This window comes from Draconibacterium mangrovi (assembly GCF_010586825.1).
Classification (GTDB): Bacteria; Bacteroidota; Bacteroidia; order Bacteroidales; family Prolixibacteraceae; genus Draconibacterium; species Draconibacterium mangrovi.
Window position 1 is genome coordinate 1,707,711 of sequence record NZ_JAAAGB010000001.1, and the last position, 21,196, is coordinate 1,728,906.

Annotated in this window: 13 protein-coding genes; 6 read left to right on the top strand and 7 right to left on the bottom strand. The window is 41.9% G+C overall.

Going from position 1 to position 21,196, the window contains the following annotated elements; genetic code table 11:
- Positions 1–57 precede the first annotated feature (57 nt).
- The 4 genes from G4420_RS06930 to G4420_RS06945 form a co-directional block, all read right to left on the bottom strand.
- Positions 58–1,632 (bottom strand): sulfatase, encoded by a 1,575-nt coding sequence (locus G4420_RS06930; RefSeq protein WP_204273612.1) that lies wholly within the window; start codon positions 1,630–1,632, stop codon positions 58–60.
- A gap of 10 nt (positions 1,633–1,642) precedes the next feature.
- On the bottom strand, positions 1,643–3,079 hold the full coding sequence (locus G4420_RS06935) for an arylsulfatase (RefSeq protein ID WP_163322806.1): 1,437 nt from the start codon (positions 3,077–3,079) through the stop codon (positions 1,643–1,645).
- A 15-nt stretch (positions 3,080–3,094) separates the two neighbouring features.
- Positions 3,095–5,533: a beta-galactosidase GalB gene (galB, locus tag G4420_RS06940; protein WP_163322807.1), complete on the bottom strand. Its 2,439-nt coding sequence runs from the start codon at positions 5,531–5,533 to the stop codon at positions 3,095–3,097.
- Positions 5,534–5,820: 287 nt separating this feature from the next.
- Positions 5,821–7,905, bottom strand: a complete 2,085-nt coding sequence (locus G4420_RS06945; RefSeq protein ID WP_163322808.1) for an ATP-binding protein — start codon at positions 7,903–7,905, stop codon at positions 5,821–5,823.
- 221 nt (positions 7,906–8,126) lie between these two features.
- Here G4420_RS06945 and G4420_RS06950 point away from each other — a divergent pair, with 221 nt between their 5' ends.
- The gene (locus tag G4420_RS06950; protein WP_163322809.1) at positions 8,127–9,563 is read left to right on the top strand and encodes an MltF family protein; all 1,437 of its coding nucleotides are present in this window, start codon (positions 8,127–8,129) and stop codon (positions 9,561–9,563) included.
- 360 nt (positions 9,564–9,923) lie between these two features.
- Here G4420_RS06950 and fbaA read toward each other — a convergent pair whose 3' ends face one another.
- The gene (fbaA, locus tag G4420_RS06955) at positions 9,924–11,000 is read right to left on the bottom strand and encodes a class II fructose-bisphosphate aldolase (RefSeq protein ID WP_163322810.1); all 1,077 of its coding nucleotides are present in this window, start codon (positions 10,998–11,000) and stop codon (positions 9,924–9,926) included.
- Positions 11,001–11,251: 251 nt separating this feature from the next.
- Between fbaA and G4420_RS06960 the strand changes: the two genes are divergently transcribed.
- Together G4420_RS06960 and G4420_RS06965 are read left to right on the top strand one after the other, a co-directional pair.
- On the top strand, positions 11,252–12,247 hold the full coding sequence (locus G4420_RS06960; RefSeq protein ID WP_163322811.1) for a class II fructose-bisphosphate aldolase: 996 nt from the start codon (positions 11,252–11,254) through the stop codon (positions 12,245–12,247).
- Positions 12,248–12,582: 335 nt separating this feature from the next.
- Complete coding sequence (locus G4420_RS06965) at positions 12,583–15,822, top strand: ligand-binding sensor domain-containing protein (protein ID WP_163322812.1); 3,240 nt, start codon at positions 12,583–12,585, stop codon at positions 15,820–15,822.
- 86 nt (positions 15,823–15,908) lie between these two features.
- Here the strand turns inward: G4420_RS06965 and hcp are convergent, their stop codons facing one another.
- Together hcp and G4420_RS06975 are read right to left on the bottom strand one after the other, a co-directional pair.
- Positions 15,909–17,564: a hydroxylamine reductase gene (gene hcp, locus G4420_RS06970; RefSeq protein ID WP_163322813.1), complete on the bottom strand. Its 1,656-nt coding sequence runs from the start codon at positions 17,562–17,564 to the stop codon at positions 15,909–15,911.
- A gap of 90 nt (positions 17,565–17,654) precedes the next feature.
- A complete protein-coding gene (locus G4420_RS06975; RefSeq protein WP_163322814.1) occupies positions 17,655–18,536 on the bottom strand; it encodes an ATP-binding protein in 882 nt (293 codons plus the stop codon).
- A 78-nt stretch (positions 18,537–18,614) separates the two neighbouring features.
- Here G4420_RS06975 and G4420_RS06980 point away from each other — a divergent pair, with 78 nt between their 5' ends.
- From G4420_RS06980 to G4420_RS06990, 3 genes are all read left to right on the top strand, one after another.
- Positions 18,615–19,292 carry a Crp/Fnr family transcriptional regulator gene (locus G4420_RS06980; RefSeq protein WP_163322815.1) on the top strand — a complete coding sequence of 226 codons (678 nt, stop codon included), beginning with the start codon at positions 18,615–18,617 and terminating at the stop codon, positions 19,290–19,292.
- Positions 19,285–20,019 (top strand): peptidoglycan editing factor PgeF, encoded by a 735-nt coding sequence (gene pgeF / locus G4420_RS06985; protein WP_163322816.1) that lies wholly within the window; start codon positions 19,285–19,287, stop codon positions 20,017–20,019. Before G4420_RS06980 ends, pgeF begins: the two co-directional genes overlap by 8 nt.
- 68 nt (positions 20,020–20,087) lie before the next feature.
- A complete protein-coding gene (locus tag G4420_RS06990) occupies positions 20,088–20,993 on the top strand; it encodes a PorP/SprF family type IX secretion system membrane protein (RefSeq protein ID WP_163322817.1) in 906 nt (301 codons plus the stop codon).
- Positions 20,994–21,196: the final 203 nt, after the last annotated feature.

Genomic DNA, 21,196 nt, shown 5'->3' on the forward strand with positions numbered 1-21,196 from the left:
AAAAGAATGTACTGTTTTATTAAGACGTAAAAGATATAAAATATGACTATATTTTGCTTAGTCAATCGTGATTTTACTTCCCCACCAGTTATTACCCGGATCGAAATCCTCTGAGAGCATCCAAAGCCGTTCTTTTTCAAGCGCCGGCCATCTTTTGTTGATGACATTTTGAAGATGTGCTTTTTCGCGCTCTGCTGTCCACGTTGGATCTTGTGTTGGGTAACGAGCTCCCATTTCTTCCAGCATTGCAAAAAGTTGTTGGCTCAATTGTTCCACTTTCTCCGGATTTTCAGCTGCCAGGTCATTTGTTTCGCTTAAATCGTTTTTCAAATTATATAAAGCTTCCCGACCGTCTTCGTAATAATGAATAAGCTTCCAATCGCCTAAACGGATAATTGATGATGGTTCGCCACCCTGGTTACCGTAATGCGGGTAATGCCAGATCAAGGGGCGTTCGGCAAGCGACTCGCCTTTTAAAAGCGGAACAAGACTTACCCCGTCATTGTGTTCTTCCGGTTTTAAATCGGCACCGCAAAGTTCCAGAATTGTTGGGTAGAAATCGGTTCCGGTAACAGGAGTGTTGCATGTTTGCCCGTTCCCCAATTCCGGAACTTTTATAAAGAATGGTTCGCGAATTCCTCCTTCGTATTGATATCCTTTTCCGCCACGCAATGGTTTATTCGAGGTGGCAAAAGCATCGCCGGCCTCCACTCCGCCATTATCGCCGGTAAAGCAGATAATGGTATTTTCTGCCAGGCCTAATTCGTCCAGGGCATCAAGAATGTATCCAACTGCGTCGTCGGTGCTTTCCACCAGCCCGGCATAAATGGGGTTATCCTGATGTTGGCGGATGGGCAGAAAATGACCCATTTCAAATCCGGTTTCGGCAATTCCCATTGCTTCGGCTTTATCGCGGTATTTGGCCCATTTTTCCTGTGTGGTTTGAATGGGGCCGTGTACCGCATAAAACGACAGGTAAGCGAAAAAAGCAGAGTCTTTATGGTTTTGAATAAAGTTAACCGTTTCTTTTGCCAGGCGCATGGTAAGGTTTTCGCCATCGGGGCCACTGGGCAGATTTGGGTTTTCCCATGGAGCGTAATAACCGCCCTTCGGACTACCAACATCCCAACCGCCTTTGTTGATGTCAAAACCATGATCTTCGGGCCACGATCCTTTTTCGCCCAAATGCCATTTCCCGGCAAAAAAAGTTTTATAACCAGCCTCTTTCATAGCTTCGGGCAATGTGGTGTAGCTGTGCTCAAGATGATGAACATACTCCGGAGGAAGCAGTTTTGTGGCCCGGCCTGTATTGCTCCAATCTTCGCCTGTTTTTGCTCCAATCCAGTCGGTAATACCATGTCGGGCGGGGAATTTTCCGCTTAAGATGCTGGCTCGCGACGGGCTGCATACCTGACAAGCTGCATAGCCGTCGGTAAACAGCATTCCTTCGTTGGCAATACGGTCGATGTTAGGTGTTTCGTAGTATTTGCTGCCCATTACGCTGCAATCGGTGTAGCCATAATCGTCAACCAGAATAAAAAGAACATTGGGTTTTGAAACCTCTTGTTTTTTGGGCTCACACGATAACAATGTAATCGTAATTAGAAGCAGAAATGTGATTTTGTTGCTCATAATGTTCCGTTTATTCTTCATTTCCGAATTTAAAAAGATCAGATTTAGTATGTGATTTTTCGATTAGCGTTATCATTTCCTCAACCAATTCAGGATGATCAGCAGCAACATTGTTCTCCTCACCCACATCGGTAGCCAGGTTGTATAGTTCGGTAGTTGTTTTTTCGGGTGTGAAAACGTTGTAGCGCACCAGTTTCCAATCGCCTTTACGAACTGCCTGCCGGCCTTTCAATTCATGGAATTCCCAATACAAATAATCGTGCTGAGCCGTTTGTTCTTCGCCAAGTAGTGTAGGTAAAAATGAAACTCCGTCAATGGAGTCGGGAGCAGAAATACCGGTAATTTCAGCGATGGTAGGAAATACATCCCAAAATGCAGAAATATGGTTGGATGTGCTGGCGGCTTTAATTTTTCCGTTCCACATTGCAATCATTGGTACCCGAATTCCGCCTTCGTATAAATCGCGTTTGTAACCTTTTAATGGTCCATTTGAGTTGAAATAATCAGGGTCGGCTCCACCTTCCAAATGTGGTCCGTTATCAGATGTAAAAATGATCAAAGTGTTGTCGTAAATCCCCAGTTCTTTCAATTTGGCAACGATTTCGCCAACTTGCATATCAAGGTAATCCACCATGGCAGCAAATGCTGCATGCGTTTCCTGCTGCGAACCGTAGCCACCCTGTTTGTAGTTGGGGCCATCATCAACTCCTTTGTAAGCTTTTTCGGGCTCAAGTTTGCCACGGTATTTGGCAATATACTCTTCAGGTGCAAACAATTCGGCATGTGGAATTATGGACGGATAATACATAAAAAACGGTTGGTTTTTGTTGTTTTCGATAAAACGAAGCGCTTCTTTATGCATGAGTTCCGGTCCGTACGATTCCGTTTTTTTACCGGAATTGCCTTCAAGAACAATTTTTTCCTGGTTGTGCCATAAGTGATAAGGGTAGTAGTTATGTCCCATTCGCTGGCAGTTGTAGCCATAAAACTCGTCAAATCCCTGCATGTTCGGATCGCCTTCCGAGCCGGGATAACCCAATCCCCACTTGCCAAAAGCACCAGTTGAATAACCTGCTTCTTTTAGCGCTTCGGCCACGGTGACAGCACTGGCCGCCATTGGATACTGGCCTTCGGGCTGCCATTCTTTGTTGCCTCTAACGGGAGTGTGGCCGGTGTGTTGCCCGGTCATTAACGTCGAGCGCGACGGAGCACAAACCGTTGAACCCGAATAATGCTGGGTAAACAGCATGCCATTTGCGGCCAGCTTATCGATATTGGGTGTTGAAAAATGCGTTTGCCCGTAGCAACTCAGGTCGCCATAACCCAAATCATCGGCCAGGATGTAAATAATATTTGGCCGCGCAGGCTGACTATCTGTTGTTTTAGTTTTAGGCTGGCATGCCAGCAGCAGCAAGCTTAGAATAGCTGGTAAGATTAGTTTGCTCATAATTAGTTAGTCGTATTAAATCTGTTTTGTTTGAATCGAAATTGTTGCAGTTTCAAGTCCTTCGCCACTTACTTCCAATTGCATTTCTCCGGCTTCCTCAAGCGATTGAACGGTTACTACCAGTTTACCGCTAAAAGCTTTCATTGTTGGCAGGTGGAACAGCTCTAGTGATGTGGCATCGCCGTTACAAACGGCTTTGTATTTTCCGGCACCGCTAACTTTAAAATTCAATTGATTAGTGGCAGTTGGGCAAAGGTTGCCGTCTTTGTCAACCACTGAAACGGTAATGTAACTGAGGTCATTTCCATCGGCAGATATCTGATCACGATCGGCTGATAATTGCAGGTGATGAGGCGATCCGGCGGTGTGAATTTCCTGTTCGGCAACGGCATTTCCATCATCGTCGAAAGCAACCACTTTTACAGTTCCCGGTTCGTATTTTACATCCATCCACATCAGGCGGTTCCGGTTTAGCAATGTCTCCTTGCTTTTCTTCTGAATGCCCTGACTTTTGCCATTTACAAACAATTCGGCACTGTTGTAATTGGTGTACACAAAAACAGGTGTTGTTTCTCCTTCGCGGCCTTCCCAGTTCCAGTGCGGAAGAATGTGTACGGTTTCGTCTTCCGTGTTCCAGCGGCTGCGGTACAGGTAGTAGCGGTCTTTTGGTAAACCTGCCAAATCGCAAATGCCAAAGTACGAACTGCGCGATGGCCACGCCTCGTTGTATGGAGTAGGTTCGCCGAGGTAATCAAACCCGGTCCAGACAAATTCGCCAATTACCCAGTCAAAATCATCCTGCCAGTAAAAATCTTCGTCAGGAATGTTCGACCATGAACAAGCTTCCAGATCGTATGATGAACTTTGGAAATTATCGTATCTCATCATCTTTCCCTCTATTACAGGAAACTTGTAAATTCCGCGTGAACTTACTGTTGACGCGGTTTCCGAGCCCAGAATAAAGCCTTGAGGAAAACGCTCGTAGGCTTCATCATATAAATGCAAACGGTAATTGAGACCGGGAATATCCATAATAGCACCAAATCCGTTTTTCAGGGTGTTGCCCACTTGGTCCATTCCTACGGTAACCGGGCGTGTTGGGTCTTCCCGGTGAAAAATATCCTGCAGCCATTTTGCCAGTTTTACACCTTCGTTGCCCCACTGGTCGGGAACTTCGTTGCCCGAGCTCCACATAACAATACACGGGTGGTTGCGTGTTGCCCGAACCAGATTGACCACATCTTTTTCGGCCCAATCGTTAAAATAAAGGTTGTAGCCATTTTCAACTTTTGGCCTTGCCCATTCGTCAAAACTTTCAGCCAGGAAAAGGAATCCCATTTCGTCGCAAAGTTCCAGTTGTTCCATCGATGGCATGTTGTGCGACGAACGGATGGCATTACAACCCATATCTTTTAAAATAGTGAGCTGGCGTTTTAATGCTGCTTTGTTAACTGCGGCGCCAAGCGGCCCCAAATCGTGGTGCAAACAAACACCTTTAAACTTGGTAACTTTGCCATTTAGCACCAAACCTTTACCACGTTCGTAAACCACACTTCGCACTCCAAAACGAATGTTTTGTTCGTCTTTTAGTGTGTTGCCTTCATACAATTTCATATTTGCGGTGTACAAATAGGGCGTTTCTGTATCCCATAGTTTTGGGTTCGGAATGGCAATGTTTTGTTCTGTTTTTGTGCCAAAAACTTCGTCCGTGGTGTTTGTTGCCACTACGTTTCCTTCGGCATCAATTATTTCGGTAACCACTTTAATGTTGCTTCCGTTAACTTCGGCTTTCAGGTTTACTTGTGCTTCTTTCTCCGAAACAAATGGCGTGGTAATAAATGTTCCCCACTGTTTAAAATTCACCTCGTTTTTTACAATAAGCTGCACTTTGCGGTAGATTCCTGCACCGGGATACCAGCGCGATGATGATTCTTTATTTTCAAGACGTACAGCCAACAGGTTTTCTTCGCCGGGATTTACATAGTCGTTGATATCAAAATAAAAATAGCTATAGCCGTATGGGCGGTTACCAACTTTCTTCCCATTGATGTATACTTCTGCATTGCTCATGGCACCGTCGAAAACAAGCAGTGCTTTTTTACCGGGACCAAAATCCGGAAGTTCGAATGTTTTGCGGTACCAGCCAATGCCAATGTGTGGCAGTGCGCCGGTGCGTCCGGTACGCAGGCGAGCCTCTTTTTCCATATCCTGAGTAACGCGAACTTCCTGTGCATCAATTTCTTTATCAAAAGGTCCTTTAATAGCCCAATCGTGTGGAACCTCAACGGTTTCCCAATTGGCTGCATCGGTTTGTGGCAGCTGCGCATCGGCAACTTCCTGATTAATAAATTTCCAGTCTTTTTGCAGTGTTTGTACACTTCGTGTTTCGCTACTTGTTTCAACACAGGCCGAGAAAAGAACTAAAATGGTTATGAAAGAAAATAATGATTTCATATTATAAAAACTGTTTGTTTTCTAATGGATAAATACGCCGGCGTTACAAAAGAGAACTTGCTTTTTGTAATAAAGTTGGTGCATTGCAACCGAATTTCAAATAAGGTTCTTTATACAACAGACGCCTTTTCATTAATACATACATACGCTCTCAGTAAAATATTTGTTGCTTCAGATTCAAATTTTACACTGGTAGGTACTGGTATGGTACAAATATGCAAAGAAATACGATAATTCAAATGATTGCAGAACCTATCCTGCAACACATTTGGTTAGGAAAAGAGCTATTACGACAACGAAAGCGGAAGACTGAAGTGGAAGTTGCTACCCTGGTTTATTTCACTGTCGACCCAGATATTGCCGCCGTTAATCTTAACAAATTCCTGACAAAGAATTAAGCCTAATCCTGTTCCTTTTTCGTGAGCAGTTCCTTCGCGTTGCACAGATTTTTCAATTTTAAACAGGTTTTCAATCATTTCCGGAGTCATTCCAATGCCATCGTCTTTTACCGTAACAATCAGCATTTCGCCATCCTTTTTGGCAAGCAGATCAATATTGCCGTTTTTATTCGAGAATTTTATGGCGTTGTTTAGCAGGTTGCGAACAATAAAGTTTACCATATCAAAATCAGCATAAACCATGGCTTTCTTTTCCGAGATGTTGATGGTTATACCTTTAGTTTTGGCCACTTCAAGATTGAGGTCTTTGTTAATTTCAAAAACTTTATGAATAAAGAAAGACTGTGGCTCGAATTTAATGGTTCCGGTTTGTGTACGCGACCATTCCAACAGGTTCTCGAGCAACTCGTAGCCGCTGGTGGCTGCCTGGTACATTCCGTTGATAAGTACATCAAAATCATCTGAGTTATTGGCTTTCTTTTCATTGCGCAGCAAATCGGAAATGCCAATTAAAACATTAAATGGATTTTTTAAATCGTGTGCAATAATCGAAAAGAACTTGTCTTTAGTGGCATTTAGTTTTTTAAGGTTTTGTTCGTCTTCAGCAAGTTTTACAAGGTTCTCTTCAAGCAATAATTTCTGACGGTTTATGGTGTTGTAGTTTGCTTTTAGCTCGTCGGTGTGTTTTTTTCGGAGGATGAGGAAGAAACTGAGTGTAACTAAAATAATTAGTAAAGCAGCAATGGCAAAAGCAGCTTTTACCCGAAATTTAAATTGATCGCTTTCGTTTTTTGCCGAAACCAGCTGCTGTTCAAGCAGAATCTTATTTCTTTCGGCTTTACTGGTTTCGTCGGCTTCGAAATTACCCAAAGCTTCAATAATTTCTTCGGGCTGTAACAGTTGGAATGCTTCTTTGGCCTTCGAACTCATTTGGTAAGCTTTTTCGTATTGGCCCAGGCCGGCATACGCTTCTCCAACTTCGGTATAATAATCGGGGAGGTAGTCAAGTTTTTCCAATTCAAGGCTTTTCGAAATGGCTTTGCTGTAAAAGTTTATAGCTGTATTGAAAGCTTTCTTTTTGAGGTAATATTTACCCTGCAAGTAATTAATTTCAACTTCGTATTTGGTCAGATTATTTTGGTTTTTCAGATTAATAACCCGTTCAATATAGGTTTCCGCTGTCGGGAGGTCTTCTGTTTCAAGGTAATAGGTGATAAAGCCTATAAGAACTTCAATCTCCCGCTGTTTGTCGTTAATTTGTGGCAAAAGTTCCAATGCCTTAGTCAAATGATGAAGGGCCTGTTCCTGCTGATTTAGTTTTAAGTTTGTATAACTCAGCGAAATGTGGTTCAGGCACTGGTTTCGGATGTTTTCGGTTTTTATATCAACATCAAGAGCTTTTTGGTAATAGAGTTGGCAGCTTCGGTATTCTTTCAAATTTTCGTAATACGTGGCAATATTACCATACGCTTCAGAAAGCCCGTAAGTTTTGTTTGCCTCTTCGCAAATATTCTTTGCCTTAATTATATAGTTAAGTGCTTGTACCTGGTCTTTTCCGTAGGAATATAACACGCCCAGGTTGAGGTAGCTCGCAAGTAATGAAGTTGAATCTTTGGTTTCGGTAAATATGGTAATGGCTTGTTCGAGATTGGAAATGGCAGGAAGCCAGTCGCCTGTTTGGTCGTACACATAACTGATAAGAAAAAGTGCCGTGCCTTCGCCGTATTTGTAATTTATTTTTTGTGAAAGCTCCAGTGCTTTTTTTGCATACGCTAAAGAACTATCCGGATTGATATAGTCGTATAAATCGGACAAATCAATATAAATATCGACGATATTCTCCGCATTGGTTTCCGTTTTAACAGCGGTTTTTAGCGAATCGATCTGTATGGTATCGTTTCCAAAAACAGGTAACCCGCCAACAACAATTGCGAACAATAAACTCAGTAAAATATGTTTACTCCGATTTCTCATAGGTTTGCACCGAGCTGCAAATATAATTAAATCAAATATATACAATAAAGAATATGAGTTGGAGGGCTTATTTTTAAAGAATCCTTTTATGTAAGGTGGCAGTTTGTGGCAACTGTAACTAAAATGTAAATGATGTGAGCGTGAAAACTGATAAATTTCATATTTCTAATTCTTTTTATACCTTGCCGGAGTAAGATCAGAGATTATAAACCGTAAAATATATGGTAAAACATTGTTTTGGTATTATTTGCATCGTCTTGCTTTTTATGTTGGCTGCATGCACCTCGAATAAAAATCCAAAGGACAACAAGAAAGAAGATCGCCCAATTATTGATCGTGATTTATCTGAAATTTTGGATGATGGCGTATTGAATGTTGTTACCACTTATAGCAGTACCAGTTACTTTTTGTACCGGGGGCAACCCATGGGTTACGAGTATGAACTGTTAAAACGTTTCGCCGAGCACCTTGGAGTTGAATACAAACTTGAGGTATCGAATGATTTTGAGACCATGCATGAAATGTTGATGAGCGGAAAAGTAGACCTTATTGCGCACGGATTAACAATCACCGGAAAACGTAAGGAGTTAGTACAGTTTTCTGATTATTTGTATCTCACTCACCAGGTTTTGGTGCAAAAAAAGCCCGACAACTGGCGAAAAATGAAATGGAGTGCAGTGCAAAGTTCTTTAATTCACGATGCCATTGAGTTGATAGGCGATACTGTTTCTGTGCGCGCCAACTCGTCGTATTTAAACAGGGTTGAAAACCTGATGGACGAAATGGGCGGTAAAATTTATGTTGATACACTGCCCGGCGATTTGTCGACAGATAAAATTATTGAAATGGTATCGAACGGTGAAATAAAGTACACATTTGCCGATAATAATATTGCCAGCATTAATGCATCGTATTATCCCAATCTTGATATTCGTGTACCGGTTAGTTTTTCGCAACGTATGGCCTGGGCTCTCCGTCCCAATTCTGATGAATTGCTAACAGAGCTAAACAGCTGGATCGACTCGATGAAAGACGGGGCGACCTATTACGTTATTTATAACAAGTACTTTAAAAACGAACGTTCGTACAGGCAGCGCGAAAACAGTGTTTTTTACAGTATAAATCACAACCGGATTAGTGAATACGACGATTTGATACAAACTTACGCAGATACAATGGGTTGGGACTGGCGATTGATGGCATCGATGATTTACCAGGAATCCAGGTTTAATCCGGTGTCGGAATCGTGGGCAGGTGCCAAAGGGCTGATGCAAATGATGCCGCAAACTGCCGAACGTTACGGAGTTGAAGACAGAACCGACCCTGAGGACAACCTTGATGGAGCTACCAAAGTGTTAAAAGTTTTGTGGGACCGTTTTATTGATATTCCTGATTCGGTGCAACGTATAAAATTTACGATGGCTGCCTATAACTGTGGTTACAGCCATGTGCTTGATGCACGCACACTGGCCGAAGAGGAAGGCGTTGACAGTTATCGCTGGGACGAGTGCGTCGAGGAGTCGATGTTAAAACTCAGTTACCCCGAAAATTACAATAAACCTTTTGTAAAATATGGTTATGTGCGCGGAATTGAACCGGTAAGTTATGTGAAACAGATTTTTAGTCGCTACGAGCATTATACCCAGTTGCTGGAATAAATACGTTATTCTCAAAACTCCCCGTTACATATACTTTATAAGAAACATTCATGATTTCTGGAAATCACCAACAGAAATATAAGAAAATAATCTTGTTACATAATACAGTTTCCGAAACTGACTCTCTTTTGAGGGGCTTCCGTCAGCTGACGGATGAGGGGTAAGGTATTTCCTTTACCCTTTTTATCCCCGACGTAAAGTACGGGATTTCGCAAGCTCAACTGTCGACATTTTCCCTTAAAAAGGGAAAAAAGCTTTTATGTTGGATTGTAAAAAAATGAAGAGTATTAAGGGATCTTCATAAAAAAACCGCTTCCCAAACGAGAAACGGTTTTTACTATTTTATATCGAAATTTGTTCTTACTGAACGTCGATAGCATTCAAATCTTCAAAAGCCTGTTTCAAACGGGCAATCATTGATTCTTCTGCTTTACGTAACCAAACACGTGGGTCGTAGAATTTTTTGTTTGGTTTTTCATCACCTTCAGGGTTACCAATTTGTCCTTGCAGGTAATCGTGGTTAGCAGCTTCAAAAGCACGAACGCCATCCCAGTACGCCCACTGTGTATCGGTGTCGATGTTCATTTTAACAACACCGTACGAAATAGCTTCGCGAATTTCTTCGTGTGTAGAACCTGATCCACCGTGGAATACAAAGTTCACCGGCTTTTCTTTAGTTCCCAATTTCTCCTGGATGTACTTTTGTGAGTTGTCAAGAATTTTTGGAGTCAGTTTAACGTTACCCGGTTTGTACACACCGTGCACGTTACCAAACGATGCCGCAATTGTGAAGTTTGGCGATACTTTGCTCAACTCTTCGTAAGCGTAGCAAACTTCTTCGGGTTGCGTGTACAATTTCGATGCATCAACATCGCTGTTGTCAACACCATCTTCTTCACCACCGGTAATACCCAATTCAATTTCCAGAGTCATGCCCATTTTGGCCATACGCTCCAGGTATTTTTTGCTGATTTCGATGTTCTCTTCCAATGGCTCTTCGCTAAGGTCAAGCATGTGTGAGCTGAAAAGTGGTTTACCGGTTTCTGCGAAGTGCTTTTCGCTGGCATCTAACAAACCGTCAATCCAAGGCAATAATTTTTTGGCTGCGTGGTCGGTGTGTAGGATAACACGTACACCGTAAGCTTCAGCTAAAGTGTGAATGTGTTTTGCACCTGCAACAGCACCTAAAACAGCTGCTTCCTGGCCTTCGAGTTTTAAACCTTTACCGGCGTTAAATACCGCACCACCGTTCGAGAATTGAATCATGACAGGAGCGTTTACCTGTTTGGCAACTTCCATAATTGCATTAACTGAAGAAGAACCTACAACATTTACTGCAGGCATGGCAAATTGATTAGCTTTGGCTTCTTCGAAAATAAATTGTACGTCGGCACCGGTAACAACTCCCGGCTTAACGTTTTCGGATATTTTTCCCATAATTAAATCGTTTTACTTTTAAATCAAATAGAATAAGAACACAAAATTACGATTTGAGTTTAGGTAAACCAATTTTTCCTTGTTAATGATCGTAAAAAACGGACAAAATTATCTGAAAATTAACGCTGTAACATTATTGTATTTAACGTTAAATATCGATTCGGGGATTTATCTAAACCTCTTCATTCTCTGATTTTTATTTACTTTCACGGCGCAAAAAAATTAAAAACCAAAGATTAATTCGAATAAAAATGGCAGTAAGTTACAAAGACTTAGGCTTGACGAACACGAAAGAAATGTTCGCAAAAGCAGTTGAAGGCGGATATGCTATTCCGGCCTACAACTTTAATAACCTTGAGCAAATGCAGGCAATTCTTCAGGCTTGTGTTGAAACAAAATCACCGGTAATTCTTCAGGTATCATCAGGTGCACGTAATTATGCTAACGCTACTTTGTTGCGTAACATGGCGCGTGGTGCTGTTGAGTATGTAAAAGAACTGGGTTGCGAAATTCCAGTCGTTCTTCACCTGGATCATGGCGATACTTTTGAATTGTGTAAAGACTGTATCGATAATGGTTTCTCTTCAGTAATGATTGATGGTTCACACCACTCATACGAAGAAAACGTAGCATTAACTAAAAAAGTTGTTGAATACGCACACGCACACGGTGTTTCCGTTGAAGGTGAGCTGGGTGTTTTAGCAGGTGTTGAAGACGACGTAGTTGCTGAAGAGTCAACTTATACAAGACCAGAAGAGGTTGAAGATTTTGTAAAACGTACTGGTGTTGATTCACTGGCTATTTCAATTGGTACTTCTCACGGAGCACACAAATTTACTCCTGAGCAGTGTACTAAAAACGAAGACGGCGTTTTGGTTCCTCCTCCATTAAAATTCGATATCCTGGAAGAAATTGAAAAACGTATTCCTGGTTTCCCAATCGTTCTTCACGGTTCTTCTTCTGTTCCAATGGATCAGGTAGAAATTATTAATGCAAACGGTGGCGATTTGAAAGCTGCTGTAGGTATTCCTGAAGAGCAATTGCGTAAAGCGGCTTCTTCTGCAGTATGTAAAATTAACATCGATTCTGATGGTCGTTTGGCTATGACTGCAGCGATCCGCAAAACGTTGAACGAAAAACCGGGTGAATTTGACCCACGTAAATATTTAGGACCTGCACGTGATTCATTAAAAGAGTTGTACAAGCACAAAAACGAAAACGTTTTGGGTTCGGCAGGAAAAGCTTAAGAAAGTAATTCCATATATTATAGAAAGGACGGTGAATTCACCGTCCTTTTTTTATGAAATGCTGTCGACAGGCCTCACTTTCATTTTTGTTTGTAAGCACTTTAATCCGAAAAGTATTATTCCCCAAAACTGACATTTTGCTATTTTTTGTGCGCTATCATAGGGTATAAGTGCGAAATAAGTAGGGAAAACATATGGTTGATAGAAATATATTTCTTAAGTTTGATTTCTCGAAACCCCTGACGCATAATAGGCAGTGAATTCCATTTCAATTATTTTATACGTCCTTGTAGAAGTAAAAGCATTGCTCTAAACTGGGTATTATAGGTTGTGTAATGATAGTAAAACAAGGGCATATAGGTATTCTTGGAATTCTTCTGATCTTTTCTTTTCAGATAAATCGTGTTGTTGCACAACCCGAATTTCTTCCACTACATCATTTAGGAACCGAAGAGGGTTTATCCTCATCATCTGTTACAAGTATCGTTCAGGATCAAAACAGTTTTATGTGGATTGGAACCCGCAAGGGGCTTAATCGTTTTGATGGTTACCATTTTAAAACCTACCGGCAAGATGAAAACAAGCTTGAGAATAATGCCTTGCCCGATAATTTGATTCTGGCCCTGTGTATCGATAATAATAACCGCTTGTATGTGGGATCGAATTCGGGCTTAAGTTTTTATGATCCTACACGCGATAAGTTGCACAGTTTTAAATACGATTCATTATCCTGTTTACACGATCTTCCCATTCAGGCAAGAGCCCTGCAAGTGGACAAAAATGGTTCGGTATACATTGCCAGTTCCAACGGAATCTTTTGTTTCGATCCGCAGAGAAATACCGTAGAGCATATAAATAATTTAGGCATTTCGGTTATTGATGACGTGTTTCTAGCCTCCGACGGACGGCTATGGTTTGGTTCGGCCAACGGACTTGCCGTATTAAATACCGAAACAAAAGAAATTGAGAGGGTAGTAAAAGGTGGTAACAATGAAAATTACTCCGGAACAAGAATCGGTAAAATTATGGAAGACCGTTCGGGAAACATTTGGGCGGCCAGTTTTTCGCAGGGATTGTTTATGGTGGTAAGGAATAACAAGGGTGAAGCGCGTTTAAAAAACTTTGGGCACGATCCGAACCAGCCGGGTACTATTTCAGAAAACCGTTTGTTAAGCCTTGTAACCGACAAGGACAATAATATTTGGGTAGGGGCCGAAAACGACGGTATTTATTGCCTCGACAAAAACCGGCAACATTTTAAACATTTTTTGTCTGCTAAATCCGATCCACTGGTTGCCAAAACCTATTCGGGCGAATGTCTTTTTATCGATAGCGGTAACAATTTATGGATTGGAACTTATGCAAACGGACTACAGATAGCTCCTGAAAATGGGGAGGCTATTGTTTCGTACAGTAAGTTTAAAGGAGGAGATTTAAGCAATACCAACAATATGGTAAATGCTTTTTTTGAGCTTAACGACAGTACCATTGCCTTGGCTACCGATGGGGGTGGAGTGAATTTTATGAATAAAAATACCGGTTTTTTTGCCAATCTGAATTCGTCAAATTCTGATTTACCCAACGATTATGTGTTGTCGATAATTGAAGATGAGGATGGCAACGGCTGGCTGGCAACCTGGGGATCGGGATTGGTACGTTATGACGGTAAAAGCGAGGTGTTTACAAAGTATGATACAGAGAGTTCTCCAATTCCTGACGATAACCTGTTTCACGTTTGCCCGGGAAATCACTCCGATTTGCTAATAGCTACATTTAGTTCGGGAGTTGTGCGGTATTTCCCAAAAGAAAACAAGTGGGAAGTGTTTGATACTGAAAACAGCGATCTTCCGGCTAATTATGTCAACGTAATTCGCAGGGCTGATGATGAGTCCTTTTTTATAGGAACGAACTCGGGATTGGTACGGTACTTTCCTGAAAATAATTTATTTACCAATTGTTCGGTTACAAAAGAAATGGAAACGCTGAGTGCGGCTCATATCTACGATATTTTTGTTGAAAGTCCTACTTCGGTTTGGGTGGGATGCTTGTCGGGTTTATATCATTTTAACCCGAAAACCGGAGATGTCCGCACTTTCACTGTAAATGACGGCTTGCCCAATAATACAGTGAATGGTATTGTAAAAGATGCCGACGGCTTATTGTGGTTTTCAACTTCTGACGGATTGTGTCGCTACAATGATAATCAGGATGTATTTGAATGTTATTACAGCGATGACGGCCTGCAGAGCAATGAATTCAGGCCGAGAAGCGTGTTGATCGATTCGGATAACAATTTGTATTTTGGAGGTATCAACGGCTTTAGCATAATAAATCCCGGGAAGCTGAAAAAGAACAAACATGTGCCGGTTGTAAAACTGACAGAGCTGGAGATCTTTAACAAAGTAGTTTATCCGAACGAACCCGGATCGCCGCTTGAAAGAGTGATATCAGAAGTTGCTGAGATTAAAATTCCTGAAAAACGATCGGTTTTAACCTTTCATTTTAGTGTTTTGGATTATGCCAGCCCCGCCAAAAATCAACATGCTTACATGCTTGAGTATTTCGACAAAGATTGGATTTATTGCGGAACACGGCATCAGGCAACCTATACCAATCTCGATCCCGGTATGTATATTTTGAAGGTGAAAGGTGCCAATGGCGATGGAGTTTGGAATGAAGAAGGGATTGCGCTCAGGATTATTATAGTACCTCCGTGGTGGAAAAGTTGGTGGTTTATTTTAACTCTGTTCGTAATTTTTGTTTGTATTTTCTGGTTTGTCAATCACATGCGTGTCAGGTCGCTCGAGCAGCAAAAACAGAGACTGGAATGGGCTGTGGCCAGGCGAACCAACGAACTTGCCGAAATAAATGCTACCAAGGATAAATTATTTTCGGTTATTGCCCACGACCTTCGAAACCCGTTTAATGTAATTTTGGGGTACACTGATGTGTTAATTGAGGGCTACCAGAAATTCGACAAGAAAATGATGGAGCAGATTCTTGAGAACCTAAAGGCAGCCGGAGACGGTGCTTTTGCTTTGCTCGAGAATCTGATGAACTGGTCGAGGTCGCAGCGGGGAGTAATTGAGTTTTCTCCAAAATCAATTGTTCTTGCTGATTTTATTGCACGGGCTCTTTTCGAGATTGAGGCAGTAGCAAAGAAAAAGGGAGTTGCGATTGAAAACCATATTCAGGATAAATCAATAGATGTGTTTGCCGATAACAATATGCTTTTGCTCATTTTTAGGAACCTGCTTACCAATGCGATAAAATTCAGCAATCCCAGCAGCTCGGTTCATATTGTAAATGGCAATTCGGATGATCGTTTTATAACACTGGGGATTCGCGATGAAGGTATTGGAATGGAGCCCGATAGAATGAAGAATCTATTTCAGTCGGAGAAACAGGAAACCACGCCGGGAACCAAAGGCGAACAAGGAAGCGGACTGGGATTAATGCTTTGCAAAGAGTTTATCGAAAGGCATAACGGTAAGATTTGGGTGGAGAGTTCCTTCGGAAAAGGTTCTGTTTTTTGGTTTACTTTGCCGTTAAACGAAAAGGTGTTTTGGAAATAAAAATGGCATCCGCCTTAGCAGATGCCATTGTAAAAACCTCAAAACAAACTGTCCCTCAATTTAAGGTTCGTCTCTCTCCTCAACTTCTAAACTGCGCTCATAAATAATTCCAAATCTTGTTCAACCTCGGTAATACCGCCAATTCCGAAATTCTCAACCAATACATTGGCAACATTTGGCGAAAGGAATGCCGGAAGTGTTGGCCCAAGGTGTATATTTTTAACGCCCAGGTGTAACAGCGCCAGTAACACAATTACTGCTTTTTGTTCGTACCAGGCAATGTTGTACGAAATTGGTAGTTCGTTAATATCGTTCAGCTCAAATACCTCTTTCAGTTTTAAAGCAATAACCGCCAGCGAATACGAGTCGTTACATTGTCCGGCATCGATAACGCGTGGAATGCCACCGATATCGCCAAGAGGTAATTTATTGTAACGGTATTTTGCACAACCTGCAGTAAGAATTACAGTGTCTTGTGGCAATTGCTCAGCAAACTGTGTGTAGTAATCGCGGCTTTTCATACGTCCGTCGCAGCCGGCCATTACAAAGAATTTTTTGATAGCACCCGATTTTACGGCGTCAACAATTTTGTCGGCCAGGGCAAAAACCTGTGCGTGCGCAAATCCACCAACAATTTCTCCGGTTTCAATTTCCTGCGGTGCAGCACATTTTTTAGCGTGCTCGATAATGGCGCTGAAATCTTTCATTTTGCCATCCTTGCGATCCGGAATATGAATCGCTCCGTTAAGGCCTGATGCACCGGTTGTATAAATCCTGTCGGTATAAGTTGCCGATGCTTTTGGCGGAACGATACAGTTGGTGGTAAACAGAATTGGTCCGTTAAAACTTTCGAATTCAGTATTTTGTTTCCACCACGCATTTCCGTAGTTACCCACGAGGTGTTCGTATTTTTTGAAAGCCGGATAGTAGTGAGCCGGTAACATTTCGCTGTGTGTGTACACATCAACGCCCGTTCCTTCGGTCTGTTTCAGCAATTCTTCCATGTCTTTCATATCGTGACCTGAAATTAGAATTGCCGGATTATTACGCACCCCGATATTTACTTTTGTAGCCTCAGGATTTCCGTAAGAACCCGTGTTGGCAGCATCCAGTAGTGCCATTACATCAACACCGAATTTCCCCGTTTCCAACGTTAAAGCAACCAATTCATCAACACTCAAATCTTCGGTAGTGGCTACCAGGGCACGTTGCATAAAAGCAAAAATCTCATCTTTCTGACTTCCCAGGTTGTAAGCGTGTTCGGCATAAGCTGCCAATCCTTTTACGCCGTAAATAATTAACTCGCGCAACGAACGGATGTCTTCGTTTTCAGTGCTCAATACACCAACTTCTTCCGCTTTGGCTTCAAATTCTTCGGTAGTATTTCCTGTCCATGTGGCAAAGGCCGGTAATTCTGCTGGTAAAACCACGCCGGCTTCTTTACTCAATACGTACAATTCATTTCTTAACTGAAGTGCTTTTATGATTCGTTTGGTGAATACCGCTGCATCAAAATTGGCATTGGTGATGGTGCTGAACAAACCATCGAAAACAAATTTATCAACTTTATCAGGGTTGGCACCAACGGCTCTTAATTTCTCGTTATACCAGCAAATACCTTTCAATACGTATAGTAAAGTATCTTGTAAATTAGCTACATCACTGGTTTTTCCACATACTCCTGCAATAGTGCAGCCGGTTCCTTTGGCTGCTTCCTGACATTGAAAACAAAACATACTCATTTCTACTATTCTTTATTTAGATTATTCTTTTGATTTTTTTTGTGAAAAGGGGCTGGTTTTATCACAACTTAATTGGGTAATTTTTGTGGTTTACATCCACTCATCACTTAATATATCGCCCTTAATTCCTATCACAACTTCTTTAACGGGTACCTTTCGCGATGCCATTTGGGTGGCCATTTTTACCATTTGCGACAATCCTCCGCAACATGGAACTTCCATAATTACTACGGTTATTGTGTTTACTCTCGATTCGTCAATTAAATTCACCAGTTTCTGAATGTAGATATCCTTTCCCTGGTCGAGTTTTGGACAGGCAATTACCATTTTCCGACCTTTGATAAAGTCGTTGTGGAAATTGCCGTATGCAAAACCTGCACAGTCGGCAGCTACCAACAAGTCGGCGCCCTGGAAATAACTTGCTGCCGGATTAATCAAATGCATTTGCACCGGCCATTGGGTAAGTTCCGATGGCATTTCTGTTGCCGGAGCGGCCATTTTTAAACCACCTGCATCAAAAGCCATTGGTGCCGAACCCGGACATCCGCCGCTGGCACAACCACCACCCGAAGCTTGTTCTTCTTTTGCTCCGTGAAGCAATTCGTGCACTTCGCTGATCTCGAAAGGCATGGCCTCGCGATTGGCTTTTATAAAACCCAATGCCTGCTGCAAATAGCCGGTTTCGTTATGATCCTGCAAGTGTTTTAAATGCGCAAACATGGTGGCTTTTCCTTGTTTTACCATTTGCGAAATGGTTGTAATTTCGTCGTAAGTATCGGCTTCACGCTCTTCAATGGTAATCGCTCCTTCCGGGCAATGGCCAATACAGGCGCCCAGTCCGTCGCACATTAACTCACTAATCAGTCGTGCTTTTCCGTCAATAATTTGCAACGCGCCTTCGTGGCAGTTGGGCACACAAACGCCGCATCCGTTACACAAATCCTCGTCAATTTTTATTATCTCTCGTATCATCTTTTTTATTCTTTTCTTTAAGTTTACGCAACAAAAGTAGGTTGCCGGTGTTAGGCAAAATGTATCAATTGTTACAAAATGATAGATTATTCAATTCTTGTTAAAAGTCCGTTGTTTAATGGCATTTCAGAAGAAGAGTGCCGGACGTTGTGCTCGAAAATTCATTACCAGGTACGTAAATTCGAAAAGGATGCGATTGTTGTGCAGGGAGGCGAGGAGGTTACCAACTTGTTTGTTGTGCTTTCCGGAAGTGTTCGGGGCGAGATGATCGATTACTCGGGGAAAACGGTGAAGATTGAAGACATTGAAGCGCCGCGCCCTTTGGCAGCTGCTTTTTTGTTTGGTAAAGAGAATAAATTTCCGGTTACGGTTACTGCCAATAAAAAGGCGGAGTTGCTGGCTATTCCCGTTGTTGAATTCCTGAAACTGTTACAGTTAAACACACGTTTGTTGCGTAACTATTTAAATAGCATTTCAACCCGTGCGCAGTTTCTTTCGCAAAAACTGCATTTTCTGAGTTTTAAAACCATAAAAGAAAAGGTTGCGCATTTTTTGCTTCAACAGGCGGGCGACCGGTTTCATTCGTTTGAACTAAAAAATACCCAGCAGCAACTGGCCGAATTGTTTGGAGTTACGCGGCCATCGCTGGCGCGTGTACTTGGAGAAATGCAGAGCGAAAACCTGATAAAAATTGAAAAGAAAACCGTTACCCTGCTCGATAAGCAAGGATTAAACAGCTTATTGCAAAATGGATAGAAATCCGGACTTGATCCGCTACAACATATTTCAGCCTTTCGATAAACTTTGTGCTTTTACCACCACTAAAAGTACCTTGCCTATTGAGCGGGTGCGCTATAGCAATATGCCCGAGAATAAGGCAAAACTGGCAGAAGTTCTGGACTTGAAAACGAATCAAATGGTTTATCCCGATCAAACGCACAGCAGCTGTGTTGCCGCTATTCAGGAGGTTCCCGATGCAGTTATTTCAGAAACCGATGCACTGGTTACCAATCAGGCTGAACTGTGTTTGTGTGTGCAAACGGCCGATTGTGTTCCGGTGTTGTTGTTCGATCCGGAGGCCAAAGTTATTGCAGCCATTCATGCCGGGTGGCGCGGTACCGTTGGCGGAATAATTGAAAAGGCGATTAGCAAAATGACGAATTATGGCGCTTCTGCAAAAAATATTGTGGCTGCCATTGGTCCGTCAATAAGTCCCGAAATATATGAAGTGGGTGACGAAGTGGTGGCTGCTGCCCGAAAATCGATTCCAAATGCTGAAACAACCCTGCATAAAAACGGTACGGGCAAATTTCATTTTAACCTTTGGGAGGCCAACCGGCAGTTGTTGTTAAGAAGCGGGGTGCAGGCACAAAATATCGAGGTGTTTGGAGCGTGTTCCTTTACTGAGGCCGAAAAGTATTATTCCGCGCGGCGCGAAGGGGTAGATACCGGGCGAATGGTTTCGGGCATAATGATTTTGTAACCTCACCGGAATAAACATTTAACAAAAAAATATATATTTACTCCTCAAACAATTAATATTAACCCAAAATGAATACTCAAAACACTGGTTTATTCCCCAAAACAATTCTTATTTTTTTAATCATTTTTCTTTCTCTTCAGCAAAAAAGCAGCGCCCAGGAAGGAGCTTATTGGATGGGACTATCATTCCAAAATCCGGCGGCAATTTCTACTCCATCCGATTGGATTTATGGATCCTTTTCTCACCTGGCCTACGATTTTGGAGACTTTGGGAAGGAATCCTATAATTTGTTTGCTGCTTCGTTCGATTATAAAATATCTCAAAAAGCCGGAACCATAGGGCTCGATTTTTACCATACAAAGCTCAGTCTCGAAACAGCTAATCTGGTGAAAGTAAATTATGCCTATGACTTCAATGTTTTTGATGCTGCTATTTTAAGTTTCGGAATTTCGGGCGGTACTACTTTCTACAAGAATGCCTTGTCTGAATATGTTTCTCTTGATCCCAATGATCCTTTTTTTGAAAATCCTCTGGATGAACATTACAAAACGTTTAATGGAAATATGGGTGTTTTTATTTATTCGGAAAGGTTAAGTGCAGGATTGAGTGTAACTGTCCAGGAACAAATTTCCGGTGAAGATAATTTGTCGATTGATATTCCTGCGGTTTTTACCGGAGTTTTTTCTTATAAAATTGTTAATACACAGAACTTTGCGTTCACCCCAAATCTTATGGTCGACTATTCCGATAAAGACTACACGTTTATGCCTGGAATTTTTGCAGAATACAAAAACACATTCTGGGCCGGGTATCAGAATTTTGATTTCGAGGATTTCCACTCACTCATGTTGGGAGTAGACTTGAAACAAAAATTCCGACTTGGATATAGCTATAGTTTTAATGATTTTCTGAAAAGTAAAATACTGAATACTCACGAATTTGTGCTCGGATACCGGCTTAACAGTAAAAGCTGAGTTCGGGAAATAAATTTTATGATTTTGTAATTCTTTCCGGCTTCATTTATGTAAAACCGCATGCAGCTCTAGTTCGAAGGCCACATTTTGGCAAAAATATCCCTCCTTCCGCATACAGAAGGCAGTGCTTTTAAACAAAAATGCCCTCTTCCGCATGCAGAAGGCAATACTTTTAAACAAAAATGGCCCCTTCTGCATACAGA